Source organism: Streptomyces sp. NPDC006872 (genome assembly GCF_040635845.1).
GTDB lineage: Bacteria > Actinomycetota > Actinomycetes > Streptomycetales > Streptomycetaceae > Streptomyces.
Genome location: NZ_JBEYIL010000010.1, coordinates 283,535 through 309,509, shown reverse-complemented (window position 1 = coordinate 309,509; position 25,975 = coordinate 283,535). Strand labels below are relative to the sequence as shown.

Here is a 25,975-nt window from a genome sequence, read left to right as displayed (position 1 = left end):
ACCCCGCACGCATCCAGGAGAATCCCGTGGCTACGACCACCGCATCCCTCGACATCCCCGCCTCGCCCGAACGCGTCTGGCAGCTCATCGGCGGCTTCGACTCACTGCCCCAATGGCTCCCCTACATCCCCACCAGCGAACTCCGCGACGGCGGACGCGTCCGCAGTCTCAGGAACGAGGACGGCGGCTTGATCGTCGAGCGCCTCGAAGCCTTCGACGACAAGGCCCGCACCTACAGCTACTCCATCCTCCAGGCCCCCTTCCCCGTCACCGACTACCTCTCCACCCTCACGGTGCGCGAGACGCCCGGGCAGGACACGGCCCGCGTGGAGTGGTCCGGCGTCTTCACACCGGACGGCATCAGCGACGACGAAGCCATCGCCCTGTTCCACAGCATCTACACGGACGGCCTCGCCGCGCTCCACCAAACGCTCACTGCTCCTGACCGGCGCGTATAGGACTGTGTCCTCCATGGCCGGTTGGCGGCACTGCATTTCGTTCGGTGTAACTCCCGATCATGGAAGATGCATCGGTGCCAAGCTGTGCGTGGGTGCCTGGGCGAGGCAGTCCGTCACTGCGAGGACGGATCCGTATGATCACGCGAGGGCAGCCCAAGGAATCGGCGGATGTTTTCGAGTGAGGCGATAGGCGATGTGGCCGCGAGTTGAAGGCATGCGTTCCCTCGAACTGGGCACCCCAGACGAGATGCGCGCCGAGCTGAACGCCCTGGTTCTGGCCGGAACAAAGACCGCGACCACCGGCCTGCTCGAGGACTACGCCAAGGAGACTGAGGGCCTGGAGTATGTCGGTGAGCGGCTGGCCCTTCTGGACAACGAGGGCCGATCCATCGCCACCGTTGAGATCACCGGTGTGGAAGTGAAGCCCTTCATCGAGGTGACGTGGCGGCACGCCGAGGCCGAAGGCGAGGGCGATGCCTCTCTGGAGGAGTGGCGCGCTGGTCATCGGCGTTATTGGAGCCGCATGGGCACCCCCATCGATGATCACACTCTTGTGGCTTGCCTGGCCTTCCGACTTGCCGAGGTTCCCTGACCGGACGGGCCTTCCGTCACTGAGCTCGGACAGCGTGGCGGGACCAGGCGGTTGCTTCGCCGTAGTGGTGGCGGGTGCCGGCCAGCCGGCGGGCGGCCCTCCCACGCCGACAGTTCCGCACGGTCCTCGCGGGCCCGCGAGTTCCGTCAGGCCCGCTCGGCATGGCTGAACACGCGCTGCTCGACCGACCGAAGATCCCAGTCCAACGCCCAGCCGCAGCACTGTAGAGGTCATTTGTGATGGCGGTAACGGTCATATAAGGAAAAATCTGGCAACTTGGGGGGTCTGTTGCTCACCATCAGGAAGTTGGCCAGCACATGGCTGATGGCGCTCGCACCCCCGCTCCCCGCCCGGATCTCGCCCTGGCCCACGACTGCGACAGATGTCTGGGATGGGGCACCGTCGTCACGCCCGACGGACATCACCAGCTGTGCCTGACATGCCAGCACCCCGCCCAGCCGCCGCCCTCTGCGAAGGCCACCCCGCAGTGACCGGCACGACCGGAAGCCTGACGGTCGGGGTGACGATGCCTGGCTGTCGGCGGACACGACCCGCATGGTCGGCACGGTCGAGCCGGACCAGCCGCCGAAGTCGGACACGTCCACCGTGGATGCGCTGCTCGATGCGTGCCAGGCGGCTTGGCGTACCCGGCGGTTGCCGGCCATGCGGTACCAGGGTGCACTGAATCACCCAGCGTCGCCCCAGCGGGGCGGTCGCCTTCACGTCCGCTGTTACCGCAACCGCGGTGAGGCCTCGCACCGCGGCGCCGGGCGTTGTCGCGGCTGGTGCGAACAGACGGCGTACCGTTGGGCCAGCGGGTGACTCTGGCCGATCACGGGTCATAATGCGAATGGGAACCTGCGGTCGGCTGGGCGTGCGAGTCCGGGCGCCGCACTCTGGAAGCGGTGAAGATCTCCGTAGGAGATGGGTAGCCATGGCGCGACGCAGGGCCACCAGCCGGGTGCCGGGGCTTTCCGAGCACATCTTCGACGAGGCGCTCAGTGCACAGGTCATCATCGACGGAGACGGCGTGGTGACAGGGTGGAACGCGGGGGCCGAGAAGTTGCTCGGGTACTCGCCCCCGCAGATGGTGGGGCAACCCGCGGCTGGTCTGCTGGCCGACGAGATCGACGAGGAGGGGCTGCGGTCCCTCGCGCAGCTGCCCAGGTGGGACGGGCGGATCGCTCTCCGGCACCGCGACGGTCACCGCTTGGAGGTCAACGTCCTGGCGCACCAACGGGCGCCGGACGGCGGGCGGCCCGGAGAATGGTTCCTGGTCTCCGCACTGACGGGGCTGTGGCCCGAGCCCGACGACGACGCTCTCGCGAGTCTGCACCACGAGCACGCTTCGGGCTGCCTCGTCGGGCTGTACGACACCGGGCTGCGCCTGCGCCGGGCCAACGAGGCCTGGCAGCGTGACCTGGCTGTTCCCCCGGACGCGACGCGCGGGCTGCGGCTTCGCGAGTACATAGACCATCCGGAGATGGACAGGGTGGAGCGGTCCATGCTGCGGGCGCTGGAGACCGGCGAGCCACAGTTCCTGGAGGTCTACGCGAGGGCCTCCGGGGAGAGCCGGGAACACGCCTGGTCGGTCTTCGTCACCCCGCTGAAGGGCGAGGACGGACGTGTTCAGGGCATAGGTCTGGCCGGTCATGACATAACCGAGAAGTACTGGGCGCACAAACGGCTCATGCTGCTCGCGGAGGCCAGTACACGGATCGGCAGCACCCTGGACGTGACGCGGACGGCTCAGGAACTGGCGGACCTGGCCGTCCCGGAATTCGCCGACTTCGTCAGCGTCGACCTGCTCCCCTCTCTGGACGGTGCACAGGAGCCGTCCCCGGGCACACCGCGCGGCCCGGTCTCATTGCGGCGCGTCGCCCACCGTTCCGTGAAGCCGGGAACCTTCGAGGCGGTCGTCGTTCCGGGCCAGGTGGACAGCTATCCGGACGGTTCCCCGCCGGTTGAGAGCCTCCGGTCGGGACGTGCTCTGCTGCACCACGCGACCGACCCCGCGATCACCGAATGGACGGCCCGCGATCGGGCCCGGTCCGTCACGGTCCGCGACTTCGGCGTGCACTCGGTGATGACCGTGCCCCTGACCGCCCGCGGTGCCACCCTGGGCGTCGTGGTCTTCATCCGCCACCAGCATCCGGAGGTGTTCCGTGAGGACGACCTGGTGCTGGCCGAGGAGCTGGCCGCCAGAGCGGCGGTCTGCATCGACAACGCGCGGCGCTACACCCGCGAGCGCGCCACCGCGGTCACCCTGCAGCGCAGCCTGCTGCCCCAGGCACTGCCGGCGCAGGCCGCGGTGGAGGTCGCGTCCCGCTACCTGCCGGCCGGCGGCCGGGCCGGGGTGGGCGGGGACTGGTTCGACGTCATCCCGCTGTCCGGGGCCAGGGTCGCGCTCGTCGTCGGCGATGTCGTCGGCCACGGCATCCACGCCTCCGCCACCATGGGCCGGCTGCGCACCGCCGTACTCACCCTCGCCGACATCGACCTGCCCCCCGACGAACTCCTCACCCACCTCGACGACCTCGTCGCCCGCCTGTCCGCCGAGGGGAGGGACGCCGTGCGGCCGGGCCCCGGGGCGGAGACTGCCGGAGATGTCGGCGCGACGTGCCTGTATGCCGTGTACGACCCGGTGTCCCGCCACTGCACGATCGCCCTGGCCGGGCACCCGGTACCTGCTCTGGTCACCCCCGACGGCGCCGTGAAACTGCTCGATCTCCCCATCGGCCCCCCGCTGGGACTGGGCGGGCTGCCCTTCGAGGCGACCGACATCGAACTGCCCGAGGGCAGCCTCCTCGCCCTCTACACCGACGGGCTGATCGAATCCCGCGAGCGGGACATCGACGTCAGTCTGTCCCTGCTGCGCCAGGCCCTCGCCCAACCGTCAGCCTCCCTGGACAACCTGTGCGACGCGGTTCTGGCCGCCCTGCTACCCGGCCGTCCCGCCGACGACATCGCCCTGCTCATCGCCCGCACCAAAGCGTTGGACGCCGACGGGGTCGCCACCTGGGAAATACTCGCGGACCCGGCCGCCGTCGCCCAGGCCCGAAAGGACGCCAGTGCCCAACTGGCGGCGTGGGGTCTGGAGGATGCCGAATTCGTCACCGAACTGGTCGTCAGCGAACTCGTCACCAACGCCATCCGATACGGAGAACCCCCCATACATCTGCGTCTGATCCACGACCGAAACCTGATCTGCGAAGTCTCCGACGCCAGCGGCACCGCCCCCCACATGCGCCGCGCCCGCACCTTCGACGAAGGAGGCCGCGGCCTGCTCCTCGTCGCCCAGCTCACAGCCGCCTGGGGCACCCGGCAGACTGCCGAGGGCAAAACCATCTGGGCGGAACAGATCCTCCCGGTGAACCCTTTGGCCGGCTTCACCATGCTCGACACCGAATGACGGTGCGGCATGCGACCGTACGGCCCTCCCGAAGGGCATCGGCGTCCGCGGAGCCGTTGTCGTCGGAAAGCGCGCACCCGCCGCCGATCCAGTCGTCCAGCAACTCCAGGCCAGGCGCCACCAGCCATGAGGGGCTGGATCGATGCCGCACAGGCAGGTCGGTCATGCCGGAGTCGCGATGGACCATGGTGTGCTCTCGCTCGCTTCCTCAGCCCCCGCCGGACCGTTCTGCTGCACGGTGGTCGTGCGGTCGGCGAAGACGAACAGGCGCAGCACCAGGAAACGTCCGATTCCGGCGAGCCCGGAGGCGCTGAGGTAGACGGCCTGCTCACTCAGCGTCCCGGCCGACGGCCGTATCTGGTGCAGGACGAACATCGCCGCGCAGGTGATCGCATAGGCGGCCGTGGCCGACCCGGCGGACTGCCAGTGCCGGCGCCATCCGGGACGCAGCCCGGCCTCGAAGGTGAAGCGTGCGTGGAGTTCCGTGCAGAGGAGGGTGGACGCCGCGGTGACCAGCGCGTTCGCCAACGCCCAGGGCAGCTGCGCGGCCAGCAGGGCCACGGCCGGGCCGGAAGCGAGGCCGACACCGCCGCCGCACAGGACGAACCGGGCGAAGGAGACGAGCGGGCCGGGAGCGGCCTCGGTCCGGTGCGCGTCGCCCCTGCCGGTCTTCGTCCGGTCTGTGCACTGCACCCCGTACGCCGTACCGGGCTTCGAGGCGAGCAGCGAATTCATGGCGATCTTCCTTCCGGACCGGGGGCCTGCGGACCTCGGTCTCCGGGACGGGCACGGAGCAGGTTGCCAACAAGCGTTGGCCACCACTTGTTGACAGGATGCCCACCCCTCGCTGGAAAGTCAACGCAAGTTGGCCTACGTTTGTTGGCATGATGCAGGAAACCGAGAAACCCGCTGCTCCCCGACGCTCCGACCACACCCGGGCCGCCATCCTGGAAGCCGCCCGCCGGCGCTTCGCCGGCCACGGTTACGAGCGCACCACGATCCGCGCCGTCGCCGCCGACGCCGACATCGACCCCTCGATGGTCATGCGCTACTACGGAAACAAGGCCCGCCTCTTCGACGCCGCCCTCGACGTCGACCTACACCTCCCCGACCTCGCCGGCGTCCCCGCGGAAGAGCTCGCCCGGGCCTGGGTGCGCCACTTCCTCCACCGCTGGGAGCACGACGGCGAGGACGACGCCCTGCTCCTGCTGCTGCGCTCCGCAGTCACCAACGACCACGCCGCACAACGCATGCACGAGATCTTCGCCGCCCAGGTCGCCCCCGCCCTCACCGCAGCGCTCGGCCCCGAACAGGCTGCCGCCCGGGCCGGCCTGGTCTCCGCGCAGCTCCTCGGCCTCGCCCTCACCCGCCACCTGCTGCGCCTCCCGGCAGTCGCCCACCTCACCTCCGACGAGATCGTCTCTGCCCTCGCCCCCGCCATCCGGGCCACTCTCGGACAGCGCTGAACACGCCAGGCCGGCCCGCGAGCGAGCGCAGCCGCCGCGGACAGGACGGTGCCCCGGCCGCCGCCCGGCGACCTCGGCCGCGCCGACGAGGGCCCCGAGCGCCGCATCCCGCCCCGCTCTCCTTCCGAAGCCGCAGCCGCAGCCGCCTCGCGCAACGTCCGCGCCTCACGCGGAACCACGGACCGGAAAATGGATCACTTGAGGCATCGAACGGTGGGCCGACCGGTCCAGCGGTAGCGGTTCCTTGCTGACCGGTTCGACGACCCAGGCCATCAGGACCGCGATATCCACGGTGCCATCGTGGCCACGCAGCCCACCGGCGGTGACGCAGGCGCGGCAAAGCAACCGCCGCACGTCGTCAACGTGGTGCCCGCCAGTCCCGAAGACACCCTCGGCGTGGCACTGCTCTCGTCACGCTTCGTGTCTTGATCCAGCGCGCCCGTACCCGCTGCTGCCGCTGAGACACACTCCCCGCCACCCGGCGGCTGATGTGACGCCCACTGCCGGTCTCTCTCGTTCGTCATCCCCCGTCCGGCGCGGATCCGGTCTGACGGAGAACCGCGGCAAGGCCGGGAGCCAGGAGCCGGACGATCCGCTCGGAGTCCATGGCGGCGGTCGGGTTCAGTCCGAGCACGTTCCGGCTGAAGATCAGTCCGAGAGTCACCGTCAGCACGGCCCCGGCGCGCTCGGTGGCATCGGTCCCGCCTATGTGCTCCGCCAGCCGGGCGGTCAGTTCCCGCTCGACGTACTCGCGGAACGCACGCAGAAGCGCTGGATCCCGCTGGGCCTGCGTGACCAGCAGTGTCAGCGAACCGCCGAGTTCCGGATCATCCCATATCGCCAGGACCGACCGAATGATCTGCTGAGGTATCTGCTCGGGATCGCCCTCGAGCACCTGGGCTATCACCTGGCCGGGGCTGATACCGAGCGCCATCGCGCCGCCGAACAGCCCTTGCTTGGAGCCGAAGTGATAGCTGATCAGGGCCGGGTCCACGTCGGCCGCCGCCGCCACGGATCGCATCGTCGTCGCGTTGTAGCCGCGCTGCAGGAACGACGCCTGCGCCGCCGCCAGGATCCGCTCCTTGGCGTCGGAGCCCCCGCGCGGGCGCCCACGAGATTTATTCATCATCATTGAATATTATGGGAACGGAAAAGATTGTGCCCCGCATGGCTGCTCCAGGAACCACCTCACGACGCCTCACGGGCACCCAGCCGGGTGCCCGTGGGACGGCCCTGGCGGTGGTCGCCACCGCCACGGTCGGGTCGTACCAGCTCCGCGGCCCGGGGCCTGAGGCGGAGGCTGAGGACGATGCCCACGGCCGCGCAGGCACAGGTCATCCACCAGGTGGAGTGCCAGCCGCCGGTGCGGGTGGCCAGCCATGCGACGAGGGCGGGGCCGATGAAGCTGCCGGAGTTGAAGAGCTGCTGGGTCAGGCCCATGGTGGCGGCAACAGAGCCGCCTGCCGGCGTCAGGTCACCGATCATGCGCAGCAAGGTGGCCGGTATCGCGCCGCCGGTCAGCGAGAAGGCCGCGACGCACAGGAACTGCCAGCTGGAGCCTGCGGGGAGTGTGTGCCAGTGGGGGGCGAAGGCCAGCAGTGATGAGGTGGCCATGAGGGTGAAGGCGGGGATGAGGAGGGCGCGGGCGGGCAGGCCGCGTTTCATGAGTGCCGCGGTGGCGATCGAGCCGATGGCGTTCGCCGCGCCGACCACGGCGCTGAGGACGCCTGGCCAGACGCCCGCCATCCCGCTGTCGCGGTAGACGGTGGGCAGGAACCCGACCACCGCCATCCACTGGAGGGTGTAGCAGGCGAAGACGAGGCCGGCCGTCCAGGGCCCGGGGGCTCGAACGGTGCGGCCGATGCGGGCGAGGGCGGCCGCCACGCCGCGGGCGTCTCCGGCGTCGTCGCGGGGAACGCGGGCCAGGACCCAGGGCAGCGGCGCCAGTGCGAGCACGGCCATGGCCCACCACCACACCCGCCACGGCACCACCTGCAGGACCAGTGCGCCGGTGATGAGCCCGGCAAAGGTGGAGATGCCTTGGTAGGCGCCCCAGAAGCCCATGGCCGTGGCGAAGCGGTCGGGTGAAGTGCTGCGGCGGATCAGCCCCGGGCCGGTCACCGCCACCAGCATGAAACCGGCGCCCTCGACCGCCCGGGAGGCCAGCAGGGGGCCTGCCGACCAGGCGAATCCGCCGCCGGCCGATCCGAGGAACAGCAGGACCAGACCCCCGCTCAGGCAGCGCCGCTCGCCGATCAGTTCGGCCAGGAGCGAGATGGCAAGTCCGCCGAGCATCCCGGCCAGCTGGATGATCCCGAGCAGGGTCCCGGCCTGGACCAGGCTCAGCGACAGGTCGTGCCGCAGGTACGGGAGCGCGGGCGGCAGCTTCCACACCTGCAGCCCGGCAGCGACCCCGGCGGACACGATGACGATCCAGGAGCCACCGGTGCCGGTGGCGTGCGTCTTCAAGGCCATGGCGAAGGTCCTTCATCAGGGCGGGGGCGCGGAACGACCCATCACCTTGACCACACGCCGGGGCATCCGCGCAACACAGAGCCTTTCCAGTGCGACAGATGCCCAATGGCATGGCTCTCAGATGACAGAATGCACACCCATGACACTGATGGACCCCTTGGATGCCCGGATCGTCCTGGCCCTGGACGACGACCCGGATGCCACGATCCTCGCCCTGGCCCAGACCCTGGGTGTGGCCCGGAACACCGTTCACGCACGGCTGCGGAGGATGGCCGCCGACGACGCGCTCAAGCCCTTCAGCCGGCGTGTCGACCCCGCCGCCCTCGGATACGGCCTGGTGGCGTTCATGTCGCTCGCGGTGAGCCAGGCCGAGCCCGAGAGCGTCCACGAGGGATTGCTCGCCCTCCCCGAGGTCATCGAGGTCCACTACACCACCGGCGAAGCCGACCTCCTCGCGCGCGTCGCCGCCAAGGACACCACGGACTTGCACCGCATCACCAAAGCGATCCTCGCCATCGACGGAGTCGACCGGACCAGCACCGCCATCTCGCTGGCCGAGGTCATCCCCTACCGACCCCGGTCCCTCCTGCACCGTCTGGCGAACGGGTGAGCCCACCAGCGGCCGAGCCGCCCGTGCGCATCGGCAGCAGCGCGAGCAACGACGCGAGCCGCATGGGGGACGGGCCGGGCGCCCAGGGCTTCGAGATCATCTCAGCGGGTGATGTCGACGAAGACCATGGGGCGGTTGGCGACCGTGTTGAACGCGGCCTCGTTCCGGCCCCACCAGTGGCCGGTCGGTTTGCCAGTCGTCGTGTCGGCCTGGATGAAGATCGTTCCCCGGCCGGCGCCGCTCCACTCCTTCGTGGTGAGTCCCGGAGAGCCTTCGACCCTGCTGTCCTTGAACGCCCAGTGGGGCGACGTCCTGGAGGAGAATGCGACGCCGTGCGGGGCGGAGGTGCTGTCGGCGACCCTGACCGCGTACTCCTGGGTAGCACTGTTGCCGTCGCGCTCGAACGGCGCCACGGACTGCACGACCATCATGTGCCCGGTCGCTCCTCCCTCCGAGCCGTCCAGGTACTTCACCGCGATGACGGATCCTGCGTGCAGGTCGCTGACTCGCTGTGCGGAGGGGCGGCTGATGTGGTCGCTCATGTCCTCGAGCGCACCACCGGCGGAGGTGTCGGTGAAAGCGTCGTAGTACTGCTCCGAGGAGGGACTTCGAAAGCCTGTGCCCGAGGTGAACCACGCGTCGGTGGCCCAGGTGTAGGCGTGCTTCAGCGAGGCGGTGAGGAACTGGGCGCACTTGGCCTCGACCTGATAGGAACTGGGGTTCCCAGGGGTGCCCCAGACGACCGAGGCTGCGTCGGCGTCGGGGTGGTTGAGAGCGCCGGGGTAGAAGTTCTCCGGGTCCTGTCCCGGCCAACCGAGCGGCGCGAGTTCGTCGATGATCTCGTTCTGGGCAGCCACCAGGGGCGCGCCGTCCTCGATTCCGGCTGCCTGTGCCGTCGTCGGCATGCATGCCAGAACGACAGCTGTCGACGCTGCGCACAGAGGGGCTATGAGCTTCTTCATCGTGCTGTTCTTCTTCTTTCTGTGGTGCTGTTCTCTCGCCGGGGCGGAATCAGGAATCGCGGAATTCCGGACGGCGGGATGCGGTTGCCCTGCCTGCTCAGTGGTCCGCCGGCTTTGGGGTGCGGCACGAGCCGGGGATTGCCCACGCCCAACGCGCTGCTCTACGTTTCGGCGGGCAAGCAGGGTGAGTCAACCGTGAGTTCGGTGAACGGGCATGAGTAATCTCTGCCTATCCGGCGCAGCGCCCGCTCAGGGGCAGCTGACGTCCGTGGACCGGCGGGACAGCCGGGAAGTGGCGGGACAGCCGAGGAGTGGCGACCACAGCGCGTCGAAAGGTGCGAACCTTCAGTCCTTCGTCAGGCCGACGAACATCGTGTGGTGGAGCGCCTCGACGTGCCGGCGGGCGATCTCGCCGGCCTCGGCCGCGTCCTTGCGGCGCAGGGCGTCGATGAGCCGACGGTGCTCCGTGTTGGATTCTCGCAGGGCTTCCATCGGATAGGGCAAGTAGTAGCGGTAGAGCTCGCGAAGTACTGCGCCGTAGGGGGTCGCGATCGCCGGGATTCCGGTCGCCTGCGCCAGCCGTAGATGGAAGCGTTCGTCGCAGCCGTGGAATCCCGCCCAGCTCGGCATGCGATCCATCTCCTCGACCATGTCCTGCAGTTCGGACAGATCGCCTTGTGCGGCATGGGCCGAGGCGAGATGCGCGATGCCGCATTCCAGGACGAGCCGATGGTCGATCAGGCGATGAACGGCAGCACTGTCGGAGCGGTACGCCTCCGCGGCGGTGACCGTGCCATGGGCCGGGTTCGCGGCGACGTGCGTGCCGCCGTTGCGACCCCGTCGGCGTTCGAGGACGCCATCGGCGCACAGGGAAACCAGCGCCCGGCGGACGGTGATCTCGCCCGCGCCGAGCCCGTCGGCGATCTGGGCGGTATCGGGAAGACGCTCTCCAGGTGGCGCAGAGCTACGGACGCATGGCCGCCGCCCATCCTGGTCATCGTGATCTTCGTGGCGCTCGCCCTGCGTCATGTCTTCCACCTGGGCGGTTCCGGCGCCCTGGTGAGCACCAGCCCCTTCGCGAACAGTGCCACCACGCCGGCAGGCGTCTCGGCCGGTGCCGCCATCGCCGCCTACTCCTTCCTCGGCTTCGACGCCGTCACCACCCTCACGGAAGAGACCGTCGACCCGAAGCGCACGATGCCGCGCGCGATTCTTCTGATCGCCCTGATCGGTGGCGCCATATTCGTCACGGTCGCCTACGCCACTCAGCTCGCCCACCCAGGAGCCCGCTTCGACGATGAAGGATCGGCCGCCTTCGAAATAGCCAAGGGCATCGGCGGTGACCTCTTCTCCTCGGTCTTCCTCGTCGGACTCGTCGTGGCCCGGTTCGCCTCCGGCATCGCCGCCCAGGCCAGCGCTTCCCGGCTGCTGTTCGCCATGGGCCGTGACGGCGCCCTGCCCCGCACCTTCTTCGCCCGCGTCCACCCCCGCTACCGCACTCCCGCCCTCAACATCCTGCTGACCGGCGCGATCGGGCTCATCGCCATCAGGCTCGACGTGGCTACCTCGACCTCGTTCATCAACTTCGGTGCCTTCGTCGCCTTCACCTTCGTCAACGTCGCCGTCATCGCCACCTACCTCCGCATGCGACGGGACGGCGAGAGGCCCAATCCGCTGACCTACGCTGTCGCGCCCACGATCGGCGCAGCCGTCGATCTCTACTTGCTGTACAACCTGGACGGCGCGGCCCTCACCCTCGGTCTCAGCTGGCTGGGCCTGGGCGTCGTCTACCTCGCCTACCTCACCCGGATGTTCCGCAATCCGCCGCCCGGCATGGCGTTCCACGAGGCAGAAGGCGGCCAGGAGACCGCATCCGCGCCCCGGTGAAGGCGCGCGGCGGTGTTTCGGCGGAAGACTGACGAGATCCGGGTCCGCCGCCCAGGCTCGGGGCGCCGGGGCCGGGATCCTCGACGCGCCACCGCCAACCGTGCAAGAGCTCGTCGATTCAGGGCATGGTCGTCTCGGCAGCCGACTCCGGAGGGACCGTCGTCGCAGGTGCAGTCGGCTCCGTAGGGACCGTCGTCGGAGGTGAGGAGGCCACGTCCGCTTCCGGTTTCTCCTGTGGCAGCCGCCGCATCAGCAGCCAGTAGCCCACCCCCGCCACCGTTCCCAGCCCCGCGCACGCGCCCCATAGCCACGCCGCGCCGACGTGGTCCATCACGAAGCCGCCCATCAGAGGGGCGACCAGCGCCGACGCCGACCACGACATGCTGCTCATCCCCTGGTAGCGGCCCCGGCCGTGCACCGGGGAGAGCCGTGCTGTCAAGCCCGTCTGAGTAGGCGCGTTGACGATCTCGGCCAGGCTCCAGACGCAGATGGTCAGGGCGTACACGGCGATCGATTCCGCGAAGGCCGTCAGCCCGAATCCGTACCCCGCGATCAGCGACGAAAGGATCAACAGCCCTCGTGCGTCGCGGTGTTGGATGAAGCGGGTCACCGGCATCTGCAACACGATGATCAGGACACCGTTGACTGCGATGGCCAGCCCGTAGTCGGAGCTGGTGAAACCGTCCGCGCCCATGGCCACCGGCAGCGCGACATAGCCCTGCATGAAGATCAGTGAGGTGATGAAGGACAGCCCGACGCCGCTCATGAAACGGCCGTCGCGCAGCACTGTCGCCATGCCGATGTTCGGAGCCGCCGAGGTCTCCGCCGTCGCCTTCACCTGCTTGGGGCGCGATTCCGGCAGCTTCAGGAAGACCAGCACCGCACATGCGAGTGTCATGAAGGCCTCGCCCAGGAAGCCGGCCAGATAGCTGTGCTCGGCGACGAAACCCGCGGCGGTCGAGGAGATCGCGAAGCCGAGGTTGATTGCCCAGTAGTTGAGGGAGAAGGCTCGGACCTGGTCCTCCGGACGCACGATGTCCGCAATCATCGCCTGGACGGCCGGGCGTGACGCGTTGGATGTCATCCCGACGAGAAAGGCCACCCCCGCGATGGCCAGGGGATCCTCCATGAAGCCCAGGAGCGCCACCGAGGCCGCGGCCGAGGACTGCGCCATCAGCATCGTGGGCCGACGTCCCAGTCGGTCGGTCATCACCCCGGCGACGGGCGAGGAGACGACCCCGCCGAGGCCGTGGAGCGCGACGACCAGGCCGGCGTACGAGGCCGAGTAGCCGCCCTCGCCCATCGTGAGATAGAGAGCCATGAACGTGGCGACGAACGAGCCGAGCCGGTTGACGAGAGTGCTCGTCCACAGCCACCAGAACTCCGGGGGCATCCCCGAGACGGTCTCCTTGACGGCACGTCTCAGACCCGACTTGGTCGGACCGGTAACGGACACGCTACGTCCCTCCAAGGAAACGATGTGGTCAGCGATGGTGCGGGTTCGACTTCACCGATACCGGGAACACTGTCGCTCGGCCGTACCGCCGGTGCCGTTGTCTCAACTGGGCGCAATGAACCGCGGGTGTGGGTAGAACTCATTCCGAGCCTCGTGTATTCGTCACGGCCCGAGGTGCTCAGCTTAAAGATCGAATGCTGGGAAGGCTTGAGTATTCACCACTCATTGCGCTACCCGCATTCGGCCCGCATTCCATTGCTCCCTTTACTCAGCGAAGGTCCGCTGTGCGTATAGGCGATGCCGGGTTGACTGGCGCAGGGCAGCTCCCCGCCTCTCGATCACCAGCTGTGCAGTTCGGTAGCATTGGCTGACCGGTCGCCCCTTGAGGGAGCAGTCGCATGCAGGGCTGGGCAGACAGATGGCCGCTCGTGGGGCGGCAACCGCTCCTGGATTCCTTCGTCCGGGACCTTTCTGACGGACATACCAACGGTTGGATGATCTGCGGGCCGGCCGGAGTGGGGAAGACCCGTCTGGCCGAGGAGTTCCTGGAACTGGCCATCGCTGTGGGCGGGCAACGCACCGCGAGGGCTGTGGCCAGCAAGGCCGCCGCGCAGGTGCCTCTCAGTGCGATCGCCCACCTACTGCCCCCGGGCATCGACCTGACCGACCCGGTCAGCGGCTTCCGCGCCGTCGCCCAGACCCTGGCCGGACCGCCGGGCAAACCCACCGTGGTGTTCGTCGACGACATGCACCTTCTGGACAGCTCCTCGGCCGTCCTGTTCGGCCAGCTCCTGAACGCCCGAGCCATCGCCCTGGTGGGCACCGCCCGCACCGGGGAACCGGTCGGTGACGCCGTCGAGGCCCTACTGCAACACGGGGACCGCGTCCGCCGCATCGACCTGTCCCACATGGACCGCGCCCAGGTCGAAGCACTCGTCCAGCGCGTCCTCGGCGGCCTCGTCGGCAGCCGCACCCTGCACGCGCTGTTCACCGCAAGCGGTGGAAACGTCCTGTTCCTGAGAGAGCTCGTCCTGGGAGCCGTCGAATCAGGCACCCTCAGCCTCAACGGCGATGTCTGGGAGATTCCCGACCAGTGGCTCGCCGTCACCCCTCACCTCAACGACCTGATCACCGCCAAAATCGCGTCGGCACCGCCCGCGGCACTCCCCCTCCTGCAATCCCTCGCCCTCTGCGGCACCCTCTCCGTGACCGACGCCGCGTCCATCGTCGACCGCGTCCACCTGGCCGAAGTCGAAAGCTCGGGCATCATCCGGGTAACCGCACACGGACGCAGGATCACCGTCGCGCTGTCCCACCCCCTGTACAGCGAGGTCATCGCCGCCGGGATCTCCCCCCTCCAGCGCTACGACCTGGGCCTGAACCTGGCCGAGCGGCTCGAAACCCACGGACTCAAACGCCGCGACGACGCCCTGCACAGCGCCTCCTGGCGACTGGCGGCCATCGGCACCGCCGACCCCGCCCTCCTCGCCCGCGCCGCCACCATCGCGATGAACGCCAACGACAACGAACAGGTCATCGAGCTGCTCACCGCGATCAAACCGGAGCAGCGCACTCTGGAAACCCGGGTCCTGCTGGGCCGAGTGCTGACGTACACCGGCCATCTGGAACGCGCTGAGGCCATCCTCGCCGAGGCTGACGCCTACGCTCGCAACGACCAGGAAAAGATCACCGCGGTAACAATCCGCAGCATGAATCTGTTCTGGTCCAGCCCGCATCTCGACCAGGCACTCTCCGTCGTCGCTGACGCCCGCGCAGTGCTGCGAACCCGGACGGCAAAACAACAGCTGCGTTTCATGGAAGGCGCCATGCGGGCCGCCTCCGGCCAGCCCGAGGCCGGACTGCGGCTCCTCGACGACCTCCCCGGCGCCCCGCCTCAGGACAGCCCTGACATTTGGCTGCTGGCAGTGACCGCGAAAGCCTTGGGCCTGGCCACTGTCGGCCGCGTGGCACAGGCCAAGGCCCTGGCCGAGCACGGGCACAGCATGCACCAGGCGATCGGCGAAGGAACGCTGCTGCCCCATCCAGAGATCCAACTGGCGCCCCTCGCACTGGCGCTCTCGGAGACCGGTCTGATCAGTGAGGCTCGCGAGGCCTGTCTGAGCGCCTTCGAGAGGCTTCAGGCTTCACCCTCCCCCCTCGCGCGCCAGTGGCTCGCCTACTACAGCGCACGAACGGAGTGGCTGGCCGGACACCCGTCCAGTGCCCGCCGCTGGTACGCGGAAGCCGCCGCCCTCGCACGCACGCACCAGCACACCAGGACCACCAGGCACTTCGTATCGGGCTTGATCGCCTGCGCGGCACTGACCGGCGGCATGGACACGGCAGAGTCTCTGCTCCCGGATCTTGAACAGTACGCACCGAGCGGCTTCATGGCCGGCGAGGAGACTCTCGGCACCGCCTGGCTGCACGCGGCCCGAGGCAACCTCAGCCGCGCCCGCGACGTCCTGAACACTGCGGCTGCCCACGCTCGTCGCACCGGCCACACCCTGTCCGAGGTCCTCCTGCTCACCGACATCGCACGCCTCGGTGACGCCCCGGGCGTCCAGCACCGCCTCACCGAACTCGCCTCCGACTGCGACGGAGCACTCACCCACGCCCGGGCACACTTTGCAACCGCCCTGGCCGACAACGACCCCATCCGCCTGATGGACTGTTCACATGACCTCGAGCGGATGGGCTCGCCCATCCTCGCCGCCGAGGCGGCAGCCGCATCCGCCAGCGCCTGGACACGCCATGGCGACCCACGCAAGGCCACCGCCGGCACCGCTCGCGCCACAGCCCTCGCAGCCGAGTGCGAAGGCGCCCGAACTCCGCTCCTGTCCGCCCTCGGCAACCCCTCCAGCCGCCTGACCAAACGCGAACTAGAGATCGCCCTGATGGCCGCCGCGGGAAACTCCAGCAAAGCGATTTCCCAGCACCTCACGCTTTCTGTGCGCACCGTCGACAATCACCTCCAGCACATTTTCCTCAAACTCGGCGTGCGCAACCGAGCCGACCTCGCCAAAGCCCTCGAATACCAAGCGGCCCGCCGACCGAAATCACCCGGAATGTGACTACGGCCGTTCTGCTCCTCATCGCATGGCAAAGTGGGGGCGCCCGCGCTGTGGAAAGCCGCTACCGGCACAGAGGTCCGACCAAGAAGCGACCTCGCGCAACTCGACACCAGGCGGCAAATCCACAGCCTTCGCCAGCGAGACGGCCTGACCAATCATCACGGTCTCTTCGTCTTCAGGCGCGAACCCCGCAAAACGTAGCGTGCCGTCCAGGCCGCCCAGGCCGCGGTACGTGATCAACGCACGCTCGGAATCAGAAATGATAGGGGCCGGGCCATCCGCAACAACAGCTGTACCACTCGCCGACCTAACGCTTGTCCCGCAAAAAGTCGTCGAGGGCGGTGTTGGACGATCTTGTGACCGCTCGGGCTACGTCGAAAATTGCCGATCGGTGTCCTCCACGTCCCGCACGCCCTGGCCGTCGGGCAAGCCGTCCCACAGGATCCGGTTGCGTTCCATCAAGTACGCACGTGCCCGCGACATCCACGGGCAGGGCGAACTGGGTGCGGATGAGCCCGCTCCGTGACCACAGCTTGGCTGGGTCTGAGGAAGAAGCCTCCGCCGTGGCCGACAGCCTTGGAGGACGGCGTCCGGATCCGATGACTACTTGACCTGGGACGACGCGTCCGATGACAGCTCCCGCGAAGGTGACTGAGCCTATGTGAGTTCTTTCCGCATCAACGTGCACATCGTTTCGTAGCGGCGCAACGATCCATCAGGGGCTTGCTCGTCCCACGAGTCCGGCTGACGGTCGTACGCGACATAGCCCAGCCTTTCGTATAGCGCACGTGCCCGAGGGTTGCTCTCCTCCACACCGAGTTCGGCCTGCCGCAGACCGCGGTTCCTGATCCGCAGTTCCGCGGCTGCAACAAGGAACGTGCCGATCCCACACGACTGCAATGCGGGGTGGACTGCCAGCTGCCACAAAGTGCCGACACCTTCCTTGACCTGGTAGTCGACGCCGCCCTTCGCCACAGGGATGTCCGTTGCAGGGCAGACCGCGAGGTAGTCGACCTCGCCGATCCGGGCACGTTCCAACTGCTTGGCGACGCTCGCCAGGTGGTGGTCAGACCCTGCCCACCCGCACGACGCCAGGTCCGCATGCACCAAATCACGGGCTGACAGCTTCAACACAACGTTGATCATCTTCAGTACCTCCGGCGAGCCAGCATCCACGCCGGTCACACAGGGCGCAAAGCCGTTTCCCCTGCCCCCCTCCTTGCTCACGGGCCACCGCTGCTCAAGCAAGCAGACGAACGCTGCTATGGAAAGCGCACGAAGCCAGACGCGAGAGGCCACCGCGAATGGCCGGCAGTCGAGACGATCTCGCTGTGTCTGGTGTGATCACGGCGTCCGAGCCGTCCTGGATGGCCCCGTTCACCGGGCTGAGCCCGCGGCAGTTCGGCAAGCTGGTCACCGCGCTGCCGCGAGAAGGTGCGGACCCCGTCCGCAAGGGTCGGCCGTGGAGCCTGCCGCTGCAGGACCGGGTCCTGCTGGACACCGCGTACTGGCGAACGAACCTGACGCTGCGGCAACTCGCTCCGCCGTTCGGGGTGTCCAAGTCGGCTGCGGACCGAATCGTCGGTCAGCTCGGGCCGTTACTGGCACTGCGGCAGCGCAAGCGGTTCCGCAGGGAGACCGTGCTGATCGTGGACGGCATCGTGCGCCACGAGGCGCTTGATGACCGGGCGGGGGTGAAAGGACTCCGCCATCGGGCTGTCGCAGCAGTCCGGTTGAAGCTGAGGGCAGCCTGATCCGGGGACGCCGGGGAGGGTGGGAAGCCACCCTGACAACGCCCGGACGGCTGGCACTGCCAGACGGTGCGGGTCCGGCAAGCGAGACGAGAAGGTGTACGCGAGGAACCAGTGGCAAAGCTCCGTAAGCGACGAACCGGCTCCAATCTGGTGGATATGGGCCGGGATGCAGTGCGTGACCACTTTGGTGGTCAACTCCGAAGCCGCGTAGTGCCGTCGGTGGGGAGGCCACGATGAAGGTCTGCGGCGTGGTCGTGGCGATGCTGCCGGAGCAAGAGCTGGGCACCTCCCTCGTCGACCGGTCATCGAGTGAACGTGGGAACCATCCCCGGTCGCCCTCCGGGCCAGGCAGCCAGCCTGGTCCAGGGCAGGCCCGTCGCCGGCCGAGGGCCGCGGGATGGGGCGGAGGTCCCGTAGTGGTCCGAGCGCGCGAGAGGCGCGCACATGGCGAAGGGGACCAGCAAGTCAGCAGGGAGGAGACTGGAATGCCAGGAGGATTTCGCCGGTGAATACCGACGAACTGGAGTCGGCCCTTTACTGGGGCGAGCGCCGGGCAGGGCCTCGGCGTAGTTGTGTGATGTCTGGTTCGTGCCGATCCGCCAACTCGGGCCCGTGGGAAGCTGACCGCCCGACGAGGTCGCGGTGGCGTTACGGCTTTCCGCCGACGGGTGCGGGCTCGGGCTTTCCGAGAGGGATGTCGCGCATGCCACGCAAGGGTGAGAAGAACAGCCACAGTCCCGCGCAGCAGCCGCCGGCGACGGCGATCCACAAGGTGGTCCGGACGCCGAGGGCGGTGGCGAGCGCGCCGCCGACCACGCCGCCCAGCGGCAGTGTGCCCCAGGCGATCCAGCGTGCGGCGGCACTGACCCGGCCGAGCATGTCCGGCGGGCAGGCGGCCTGGCGGTAAGTGGTCAGCGAGACACCCGCGACGGTGGAGGCGAAGGTCCACGAGATCCAGCCGAAGCCGAACAGCAGCACCCACCAACCGTGCCCGGCCAGCGGGATCAGCAGGCCGGGCAGGGACAGCACGGTCATCGAGATCCAACTGATCCTCGCCGAGCCGACCTTCCGGGCGAGGTACCGTGCCGCCACGCCGCCGGCCACCCCGCCGACGGCCCCCAGCGCCAGCAGCAGCCCAACCAGGGCAGGACGCAGATGCAGCGTGCGGATCAGGAACACCGGGCCGAGGGTCTCCACCATGATGACGAAGAAGTTGGCTGTGCCGTTGAAGGCCACCGAGTTCCGCAGGATGGGGTCGCGGGTGACATAGGCGAGCCCCTCACGGATCTGCGCCCACAGCCCGGGCCGCCGGTCGGCTTCGGCCGAGGGCCGGCGTCGCTCGCGGGTACGGATAGCCGTCAGCGAGCCCGCCGACAACGCGAAGGAGAGGGCGTCGGCGGCCATCGCCCCCGCGGCGCCGATCAGCGCCACCAGCCCCGCGCCCAGACTGGGCCCGGCAATTTGCGCGACCGACCCAGAGACGGCGACCTTGCCATTGCCGTCCATGAGCTGGCTACGGCCGAGCAGCACCGGCAGATAACTCTGGTAGGCCACCGAGAAGAACACGGAGAAGACACTGGAGACCAGCGCGACGGCGTAGAGCTGGGCGAGCGTCAGCGCCCCGACCGCCTGCGCCAGCGGCACCGAGCCGATCACCAGGAACAGCGCGAGGTTGCACCAGATCATCAGCCAGAGCTTGGGGACCCGGTCCACTATGGCCCCGGCCGGCAGTGCCACCAGCAGATACGCACTCGTCTCCGCAGCCGACAACAGGCCTACCTGGAATGCGGAGGCCTCCAACAGCACGACGGCGACCAACGGCAGGGCGAGGACGGTAACTTGCGACCCCATCTCGCTGACCGTCTGCCCACCCCATAACAGCAGGAAGTCGCGATGATGCCAGATCGAGGGATGTTTTCCGTTGTCATCAGGCATCCGCCCGATAGTGGCATCAGCCGCAAACCATGTCCATGCCAGGGTCTCGGCGTAGGCGTGTGATGTCTGGCTCGTTGCCGATCCGCCGGCTCGGGCCTCTGGAACGCAAACAGGCACGGGCTTCCAAGATCATGGAGTTCTCCACGCCCCATGACCCCAGCGGAAGACCATGCCTGCCGACGCATCATCCCCGATCCCGCCTGCTCTTGACCAGCTCCGCCATCAGCCCCAGGTTGCATCGGAGGAAGTCCTGGACCTGCTGGAACGGCTGTGCCAGGTGCCGGACTCGCGTGACCTGCGCGGGGTGCGCCACACGCTGGCCGTCGTACTCGCGCTCACCGCCTGTGCCGTGCGCTGGCAGGGGCTACCTCGCTGCCGGCGGTCGGTGAGTGGATCGCCGAGGCTCCCGCGCATGTCCTCCACCGGCTCGGCGTCGGCTCCGACCCACTCCAGCCCCGGCGAACCCTGCCGTCGGAGGCCACGGTCCGGCGGCTGCCGGCCCGCATCGACGGCGACGCGCTGGACCAGGCGATCGGCAGCTGGCTCACCGACCGCCGCCCCAAGTCGACCGGACTGCGCGGGCTGTCCGTGGACGGCAAGAGCTTGCGAGGCGCGGCCAAGGCCCGAGGCCGGAGGATCCATCTGCTCGCCGCCCTGGAGCACACCACCGGCCTGGTCCTCGCTCAGCTGGACGTCGGCGAGAAGACCAACGAGATCACCTGTTTCCAGCCTCTGCTGGACTCCGTCGCCGAGCTGGCCGGAGCCGTAGTCACCAGCGACCCTGCACACCCAGCGCGAGCACGCCGAGTACCTCCTCGCCCGCAAGGCCCACTACATCGTGATCGTCAAGGACAACCAGAAGAAGCTTCAGAAGCAGATCAAATCTCTTCCCTGGCGGGACATCCCGCTCCAGGGCCGAGTCAAGGGCATCGGCCACGGCCGCTCGGAGATCCGCCGGATCAAGGTCGCCACCGTCAACAACCTGCTGTTTCCCCGGAGCCCGCCAGGCCGTCCAGATCAAGCGCCGCCGTACGGACCGCAAGTCCGGCAGGACCACGGTGAAGACGGTGTATGCGGTCACCAGCATGACCGCCGAGCAGGCGACTCCAGCCCAGCCGGCGAGACTGATCAAGGACCACTGGCACATCGAGGCCCTGCACCACGTCCGCGACACCACCTTCGCCGAGGACGCCTCCCAGTTGCGGACCGGCAACGCGCCGCGCGCCATGTCCGCCTGGCGTAACCTCGCCATCGGAGCCCTGAAGCTCGCCGGCGTCACCAACATCGCGGCCGCCCTCCCCAGCAACGCCCGCGATCCCCGCCGCCCCCTCACATTCTTCGACCTCGCGTGATCACAAAAAGGACGTCATCCGACTACGCCGAAGCCCTGCTGATCACCCATATCGAGGATGGTCTCGACTTTCCAGGCCGGCGCATCCAACGTCACCGGAAGCGAGGCACCAGCAAACACTTCGTCTACCTCTATCCGGCCAAGAAGGCGCTCCGCTCCATCATGGCCAAGGTGAAGACGTTGTGCCGGCAGGACGTGAACCTGCCGCTCGACGCCCTGCTGCACCAGCTCAATCAGGTGCTGCGGGGCTGGGCCGCCTACTTCAAACACGGTTCGTCGAAGGCGACCTTCAACTACCTGCGGGCCTACACCTGGAAGCAGGCATTTGGATGGCTTCGCCGCAAGCACCGGCGAACCAACTGGAAGGAAATCCGGCGCAAGAACACCAGCGACGGGATGGTGGCCCGCCACCAGCGAGGTGACTCTCTTTAACCCCGGGGCAGTAAAGATCGTCCATTACTCCTACCGGGGAAAGAAGATTCCCTGTCCAGCAAGAGGGTGCGCGTCCAGGCCAGGAGGTCGATCGCGGACAGGGAGAGTTCCAGCCAGGTGGCGTTGACTCCTTGACGGCCAGATCCGTGATGGTCTCGTCCCGTCGGCGAGCATCACCGCGAGATCCGCCGAAATGTGTCGCGGGTCATGGCCGGGTCCCACGCGGACGCAAAGGCCTCAGCGCGGTTGAGTACATGGGCGAGATCCGCTGGCAGACGCGCTCCCGCATGACCGACCATCCCCGATCCGTCGGCCGACACCACAGCCCCGGCACGCGAACCGACAGCGTGTACGCAGAAGGCGCAAAGTGCCTTCTGTTGAAGACGACAGAACCCCTCGCCAAGGTTCATCATCCCAGTTCAGGAAGGTGCTTCCGCCTTCTCCATCGACAACCGGCCCCGCCCGAGCGAAACGGCGAGGTTGAGTCGAGTAGTCGGTACTCATGCTGGTCCACTCGCCCGACCGGCATGGTGTTGCCGCCGATCAGGTCGAAGATGAGTTCGGCCGTCAACCGGAGGCATGGAATGGCTGCAAACGACAACCTCGCCGCTGAGGCGACCGGCGCGCAGAGCGTCGATCCTGCCGACGGGCTCGCCGCCAATCAGGCCCTGTGGGACACCTTGGCCGAGATCCACGGAACGAGTCCCAACGACCTCTCCTACAACGTGGAGGACTTCCTCGCAGGTCGACAGAGACTGCGTGGCATCGAGCGGGAGCTCGCCGGTGACGTAGCGGGGAAGGATCTTCTTCACTTGCACTGTCACTTCGGCATGGACACCTTGAGCTGGGCCCGTCTTGGCGCGCGGGTCACAGGGGTGGACTTCTCCCCCGTAGCCATCGCCCGGGCCCGAGCCCTGGCTGAGCGTGCCGGACTGGCCGCAGAGTTCATCGAGGCGGATGCCCAGCACTTGCCCGACAATCTTGCGCGCAGATTCGATCTCGTCGTCGCCACCTACGGGATTCTGTCCTGGATCGCAGACCTCGACGCTTGGATGCGCGGCGCCGCGGGGGCGCTTCGCCCCGGGGGCCGGCTCGTGCTCGTCGACCTCCACCCCGCCTTCCAGACCGTGCTCAGCTTTGAGCCGTTCGTAGCAGACTGGCCCTATGGCGGAGGCGAGCCCCAGCATGTCGCCATGAGCGGCTCCTATGCCGATCCGAACGTCGAAATGGCGCCGCAGGAGACGGTCCAGTACCCCTATTCACTCGGCGAGATCGTGACAGCTGCCGCCTCGGCAGGGCTGCTCGTCGAGCGACTCGGCGAGCACACGGAGACCGAGTCCGACGGCCGCCACATCCTGCCTCAAGGCCCCGACGGCATGTACCGGTTCCCCTTCAGTGACACCCATCTGCCGATCATGTACTCCCTGCGGGCCATAGCCCCCCGAACGGCCGACGGCTCATGATCCCCCCGTGCCTGCAGGGAAGAAGTAACGAGATACCAACCCAAATCCATTTGCTGTACGCAGCGCCCAGAATGATCATTGGGCTTCTTCAGCGGTGCTTCTCCAGGCTGAGGATGGCCCGGCCGCAGTGCCTACAAAGCCAGGTGCCCCTCGTTGAGTAGCCTTTACTCATGCCACCTATGCCATAATCTGGCATTAATCAATAAATGCGCAAGGTAATCCAGAGCAGGTTGGGAAGTCCGGAAGTCCTTGAAACCGTCGAGGCTGAAATTCCGGTACCTGGGCCAACAGAAGTTCTCGTTGAGGTCAAGGCGGCGGGGGTCAATCCCGTCGATTGGAAGGTGCGCGAAGGTGGAGGCCTGGGAGATCCGCCTTTCTCTGTCGGCTGGGATGTCTCAGGAGTGGTGACGGGGGTCGGACCCGGGGCGACCCGCTTCAAGCACGGGGATGAGGTGTTCGGCATGCCTCGGTTCCCCTCGGAGGCAGGAGCCTACGCGGACTATGTGACCGCCCCGTCACGACATCTGACCCTCAAGCCATCCGGGATGAGCCATGTGCAGGCGGCCGGCCTGTCACTTGCCGGTCTCACCGGCTGGCAGGCCCTGGTGGCCACCGCCGGACTCGAGGCTGGCCAGCGGGTGCTCATTCCGGCCGCGGCCGGGGGTGTGGGACACCTTGCCGTTCAGATCGCCAAGAGTCGTGGTGCTTACGTCATCGGAACAGCGAGGGCTGCAAAGCACGACTTCGTCAGGGGACTTGGAGCGGACGAGGTCATCGACTATCAGAACGTTGAGGTGGGTTCGCAGGTCAGTGATGTGGATATTCTCCTCGCCACGGTCGCCGGCCAAATGCGGGAGCTGGCCAGCACACTGGTGGCCGGCGGACAAGTGGTGGCATTGAACGGCGCCGATGTGGAAGCAGTCCACTGGGCCACGCAGAACGGCCTTCGGGCAGAATTCATGCTGGTGAAACCTGACCGTTCCGATCTGGAGATTCTGGCCGACCTGGCCGAGAACGGCCAACTGACCGTCCACGTTGACACAGTTTTTCCGCTCAGCGAGGCAGCTGACGCACACCGGCTCGGTGAGCAGGGACGGACGATCGGGAAGATCATTCTGGTTCCGTAACGAAAGGCGGTGGCCACGCCAGACGCCCGAAGCGCTGACGGATCCAGGGCCGATGCGCAACCTCGGCAGCGCAGCGATGAGCCCCTGGACCGCCCGCCGGGTGAACAGCATGGGCAACATCCCGGCAGCTGCCACCAGGCCCGCGCCGGAGGCGGAGCCGCCCACCGGGCGCACGGCGAAGGGCGCGGCCACGAACAACACACGGTCGGCCGGCGCGGACAGGGACTGCCCGATGAGCAGGAGGACGAACTCGGCTCATCACGCAGCACGCCGGGAATCAAGGGATTCGACAGCGTGGCCGATCCAGGGACGCGAGGACAGGATGGCGAATTGTGAGGGCCGGAGCGAGTCGCACGAAGTGACTGCTACGGGTGTCTCTACCGGTAGTTGAGCTCGGCGAGCTCGGTGGCGAGCTTCTTGGGCAGGCCAGTGTGGCCGAGCAGGGGAAGGACGATGTTGCGGGCTCCACGGGCGAAGGAGTTGCGGGTGGTGGCGATACGGGTCATCCGGTCGGTGAAGGCGACCACCCGCTGGGCGACGGGGCGGCGCCGGGCCTCATAGCCGTCGAGCTGCCCGGTGGCGAACGCCCGGCCCAGGGCGTAGCCGTCCTGGATGCCGGTGTTCATCCCCTGACCGCCGGCGGGGCTGTGCACATGCGCGGCGTCTCCGGCCAGCAGCACACGACCGGACCGGTAGTGGTCGGCGACCCGGTGGTGCACCCGGAACCGTGAGGACCAGGCAAGGCCCGTGACCTTCGCCTGGCCGGGAGCGCGTTCGTCCAGCAGCTGCTGGACGAAGGCGAGGTCGGGGGTTTCCGGAGCGGCGTTCACGGTGGCGACGACCCGGTAGTGGTTGTTGGGGAGCGGGGCGACGACAGTGAGACCCGCGATACCGAAGGTGAGCGACACCTCGATGGGGCCCGGAGCCCAGTCCATCACGACATCGGCGAGCACGAAGGACTCGGCGTAGGCGTTGCCTGTGAACCCGATGCCCGACGCTTCGCGCACGGTGCTGTGCATGCCGTCGGTGCCGACGGCGTACCCGGCGCGCAGTGTCTGTCCGGTGCTCGTGGTGAGCGTGACGCCGTCCTCGTCCTGGACGACGGAAGTGACCTCGTGCGGGCGGTGCACATCGCCGCCTAGCGCCCGCAGCCGGTCCAGCAGCACGCTCTCGGTCTCGTACTGGGGAACCATCAGCGTGTACGGGTGGGGTGTGGGCAGCTTGTCGAACGGCACGGTCAGCAGTCGGCGGGCGCCGTCGCGGACGGCGAACCGGGTGACCTGGATGCCGCGCGCGATCAGCTCCTCGGAGGCTCCCAGCTCGTCCAGGACCTCCAGGGTGCGGGCGTGCACGACGGCGGCACGCGAGGTGTTCGCGCCCTCCGCCAGCTTGTCCAGGACGACGAAGTCGATGCCGGAGGCGGCGAGGGTGACGGCGAGCGCGAGGCCGGCGGGGCCCGCACCGACGATGGCGACCTCGGTGCGGGCGGGGAGTGCGGTGGTGTTCATGGCGGAGTCTTCC

At 68.1% G+C, this 25,975-nt stretch carries 23 protein-coding genes and 2 pseudogenes; 15 read left to right on the top strand and 10 right to left on the bottom strand.

Translation table 11 applies throughout. The annotated features are described in order from the left end of the window. Positions 1 to 26: 26 nt before the first annotated feature. The 4 genes from ABZ725_RS29125 (at position 27) to ABZ725_RS29110 (ending at position 4,462) form a co-directional block, all read left to right on the top strand. A complete protein-coding gene (locus ABZ725_RS29125; protein ID WP_358805498.1) occupies positions 27 to 458 on the top strand; it encodes an SRPBCC family protein in 432 nt (143 codons plus the stop codon). 214 nt (positions 459 to 672) lie between these two features. After that, positions 673 to 1,050, top strand: a complete 378-nt coding sequence (locus tag ABZ725_RS29120) for an ASCH domain-containing protein (protein ID WP_358805497.1) — start codon at positions 673 to 675, stop codon at positions 1,048 to 1,050. Between the two features lie 317 nt (positions 1,051 to 1,367). Then, positions 1,368 to 1,541: a hypothetical protein gene (locus ABZ725_RS29115; protein WP_358805496.1), complete on the top strand. Its 174-nt coding sequence runs from the start codon at positions 1,368 to 1,370 to the stop codon at positions 1,539 to 1,541. A gap of 443 nt (positions 1,542 to 1,984) precedes the next feature. Beyond that, entirely contained in the window at positions 1,985 to 4,462 is a 2,478-nt protein-coding gene (locus ABZ725_RS29110) for a SpoIIE family protein phosphatase (RefSeq protein WP_358805495.1), read from the top strand. Positions 4,463 to 4,624: 162 nt separating this feature from the next. Here the strand turns inward: ABZ725_RS29110 and ABZ725_RS29105 are convergent, their stop codons facing one another. After that, a complete protein-coding gene (locus ABZ725_RS29105; protein ID WP_358805494.1) occupies positions 4,625 to 5,197 on the bottom strand; it encodes a hypothetical protein in 573 nt (190 codons plus the stop codon). Between the two features lie 149 nt (positions 5,198 to 5,346). Here ABZ725_RS29105 and ABZ725_RS29100 point away from each other — a divergent pair, with 149 nt between their 5' ends. Continuing rightward, positions 5,347 to 5,928: a TetR family transcriptional regulator gene (locus ABZ725_RS29100; RefSeq protein WP_358805493.1), complete on the top strand. Its 582-nt coding sequence runs from the start codon at positions 5,347 to 5,349 to the stop codon at positions 5,926 to 5,928. A 300-nt stretch (positions 5,929 to 6,228) separates the two neighbouring features. Further along, positions 6,229 to 6,357, top strand: coding sequence for a hypothetical protein (locus ABZ725_RS29095; protein WP_358805492.1), 129 nt, complete (start codon positions 6,229 to 6,231; stop codon positions 6,355 to 6,357). Positions 6,358 to 6,448: 91 nt separating this feature from the next. Here ABZ725_RS29095 and ABZ725_RS29090 read toward each other — a convergent pair whose 3' ends face one another. Together ABZ725_RS29090 and ABZ725_RS29085 are read right to left on the bottom strand one after the other, a co-directional pair. Continuing rightward, positions 6,449 to 7,054, bottom strand: coding sequence for a TetR family transcriptional regulator (locus ABZ725_RS29090; protein ID WP_358805491.1), 606 nt, complete (start codon positions 7,052 to 7,054; stop codon positions 6,449 to 6,451). Between the two features lie 62 nt (positions 7,055 to 7,116). Beyond that, complete coding sequence (locus ABZ725_RS29085; protein WP_358805490.1) at positions 7,117 to 8,403, bottom strand: MFS transporter; 1,287 nt, start codon at positions 8,401 to 8,403, stop codon at positions 7,117 to 7,119. A 148-nt stretch (positions 8,404 to 8,551) separates the two neighbouring features. Here ABZ725_RS29085 and ABZ725_RS29080 point away from each other — a divergent pair, with 148 nt between their 5' ends. Further along, a complete protein-coding gene (locus ABZ725_RS29080; RefSeq protein WP_358805638.1) occupies positions 8,552 to 9,013 on the top strand; it encodes an Lrp/AsnC family transcriptional regulator in 462 nt (153 codons plus the stop codon). Positions 9,014 to 9,114: 101 nt separating this feature from the next. Here the strand turns inward: ABZ725_RS29080 and ABZ725_RS29075 are convergent, their stop codons facing one another. Then, positions 9,115 to 9,918 carry a hypothetical protein gene (locus tag ABZ725_RS29075; RefSeq protein ID WP_358805489.1) on the bottom strand — a complete coding sequence of 268 codons (804 nt, stop codon included), beginning with the start codon at positions 9,916 to 9,918 and terminating at the stop codon, positions 9,115 to 9,117. A 402-nt stretch (positions 9,919 to 10,320) separates the two neighbouring features. Continuing rightward, positions 10,321 to 11,004: an FCD domain-containing protein gene (locus ABZ725_RS29070; RefSeq protein WP_358805488.1), complete on the bottom strand. Its 684-nt coding sequence runs from the start codon at positions 11,002 to 11,004 to the stop codon at positions 10,321 to 10,323. Here ABZ725_RS29070 and ABZ725_RS29065 point away from each other — a divergent pair. Further along, a complete protein-coding gene (locus tag ABZ725_RS29065; protein WP_358805487.1) occupies positions 10,975 to 11,862 on the top strand; it encodes an APC family permease in 888 nt (295 codons plus the stop codon). The genes ABZ725_RS29070 and ABZ725_RS29065 overlap by 30 nt on opposite strands. A gap of 118 nt (positions 11,863 to 11,980) precedes the next feature. Here ABZ725_RS29065 and ABZ725_RS29060 read toward each other — a convergent pair whose 3' ends face one another. Further along, entirely contained in the window at positions 11,981 to 13,255 is a 1,275-nt protein-coding gene (locus tag ABZ725_RS29060) for an MFS transporter (RefSeq protein ID WP_358805637.1), read from the bottom strand. A 461-nt stretch (positions 13,256 to 13,716) separates the two neighbouring features. Between ABZ725_RS29060 and ABZ725_RS29055 the strand changes: the two genes are divergently transcribed. Further along, on the top strand, positions 13,717 to 16,392 hold the full coding sequence (locus tag ABZ725_RS29055) for a LuxR C-terminal-related transcriptional regulator (protein WP_358805486.1): 2,676 nt from the start codon (positions 13,717 to 13,719) through the stop codon (positions 16,390 to 16,392). 657 nt (positions 16,393 to 17,049) lie between these two features. Here the strand turns inward: ABZ725_RS29055 and ABZ725_RS29050 are convergent. Next, positions 17,050 to 17,538: an N-acetyltransferase gene (locus ABZ725_RS29050; RefSeq protein WP_358805636.1), complete on the bottom strand. Its 489-nt coding sequence runs from the start codon at positions 17,536 to 17,538 to the stop codon at positions 17,050 to 17,052. Between the two features lie 185 nt (positions 17,539 to 17,723). On the opposite strand from ABZ725_RS29050, the pseudogene ABZ725_RS29045 reads away from it, so the two are divergent. Continuing rightward, positions 17,724 to 18,050: pseudogene (locus ABZ725_RS29045) on the top strand (transposase family protein); the annotation flags it as partial. 744 nt (positions 18,051 to 18,794) lie between these two features. Here ABZ725_RS29045 and ABZ725_RS29040 read toward each other — a convergent pair. Then, positions 18,795 to 20,081 (bottom strand): MFS transporter, encoded by a 1,287-nt coding sequence (locus ABZ725_RS29040; RefSeq protein WP_358805485.1) that lies wholly within the window; start codon positions 20,079 to 20,081, stop codon positions 18,795 to 18,797. Between the two features lie 342 nt (positions 20,082 to 20,423). On the opposite strand from ABZ725_RS29040, the pseudogene ABZ725_RS29035 reads away from it, so the two are divergent. Then, positions 20,424 to 20,567 (top strand): annotated as a pseudogene (locus tag ABZ725_RS29035) (ISAs1 family transposase); the annotation flags it as partial. Positions 20,568 to 20,850: 283 nt separating this feature from the next. Here the strand turns inward: ABZ725_RS29035 and ABZ725_RS29030 are convergent. Next, positions 20,851 to 21,168: a hypothetical protein gene (locus tag ABZ725_RS29030; RefSeq protein WP_358805484.1), complete on the bottom strand. Its 318-nt coding sequence runs from the start codon at positions 21,166 to 21,168 to the stop codon at positions 20,851 to 20,853. Here ABZ725_RS29030 and ABZ725_RS29025 point away from each other — a divergent pair. From ABZ725_RS29025 to ABZ725_RS29010, 4 genes are all read left to right on the top strand, one after another. After that, positions 21,167 to 21,433 (top strand): hypothetical protein, encoded by a 267-nt coding sequence (locus tag ABZ725_RS29025; protein WP_358805483.1) that lies wholly within the window; start codon positions 21,167 to 21,169, stop codon positions 21,431 to 21,433. The two genes, ABZ725_RS29030 and ABZ725_RS29025, sit on opposite strands and share 2 nt — an antisense overlap. After that, positions 21,430 to 21,864, top strand: a complete 435-nt coding sequence (locus ABZ725_RS29020; protein WP_358805482.1) for a group II intron maturase-specific domain-containing protein — start codon at positions 21,430 to 21,432, stop codon at positions 21,862 to 21,864. The genes ABZ725_RS29025 and ABZ725_RS29020 overlap by 4 nt, the downstream gene beginning before the upstream one ends. Positions 21,865 to 22,448: 584 nt before the next feature. Further along, the gene (locus tag ABZ725_RS29015) at positions 22,449 to 23,327 is read left to right on the top strand and encodes a methyltransferase domain-containing protein (RefSeq protein WP_358805481.1); all 879 of its coding nucleotides are present in this window, start codon (positions 22,449 to 22,451) and stop codon (positions 23,325 to 23,327) included. Positions 23,328 to 23,533: 206 nt separating this feature from the next. Then, positions 23,534 to 24,454 (top strand): NADP-dependent oxidoreductase, encoded by a 921-nt coding sequence (locus ABZ725_RS29010; RefSeq protein ID WP_358805480.1) that lies wholly within the window; start codon positions 23,534 to 23,536, stop codon positions 24,452 to 24,454. Between the two features lie 377 nt (positions 24,455 to 24,831). On the opposite strand, the gene ABZ725_RS29005 is transcribed toward ABZ725_RS29010, so the two are convergent. Beyond that, complete coding sequence (locus ABZ725_RS29005; protein ID WP_358805479.1) at positions 24,832 to 25,962, bottom strand: FAD-dependent monooxygenase; 1,131 nt, start codon at positions 25,960 to 25,962, stop codon at positions 24,832 to 24,834. Positions 25,963 to 25,975 lie beyond the last annotated feature (13 nt).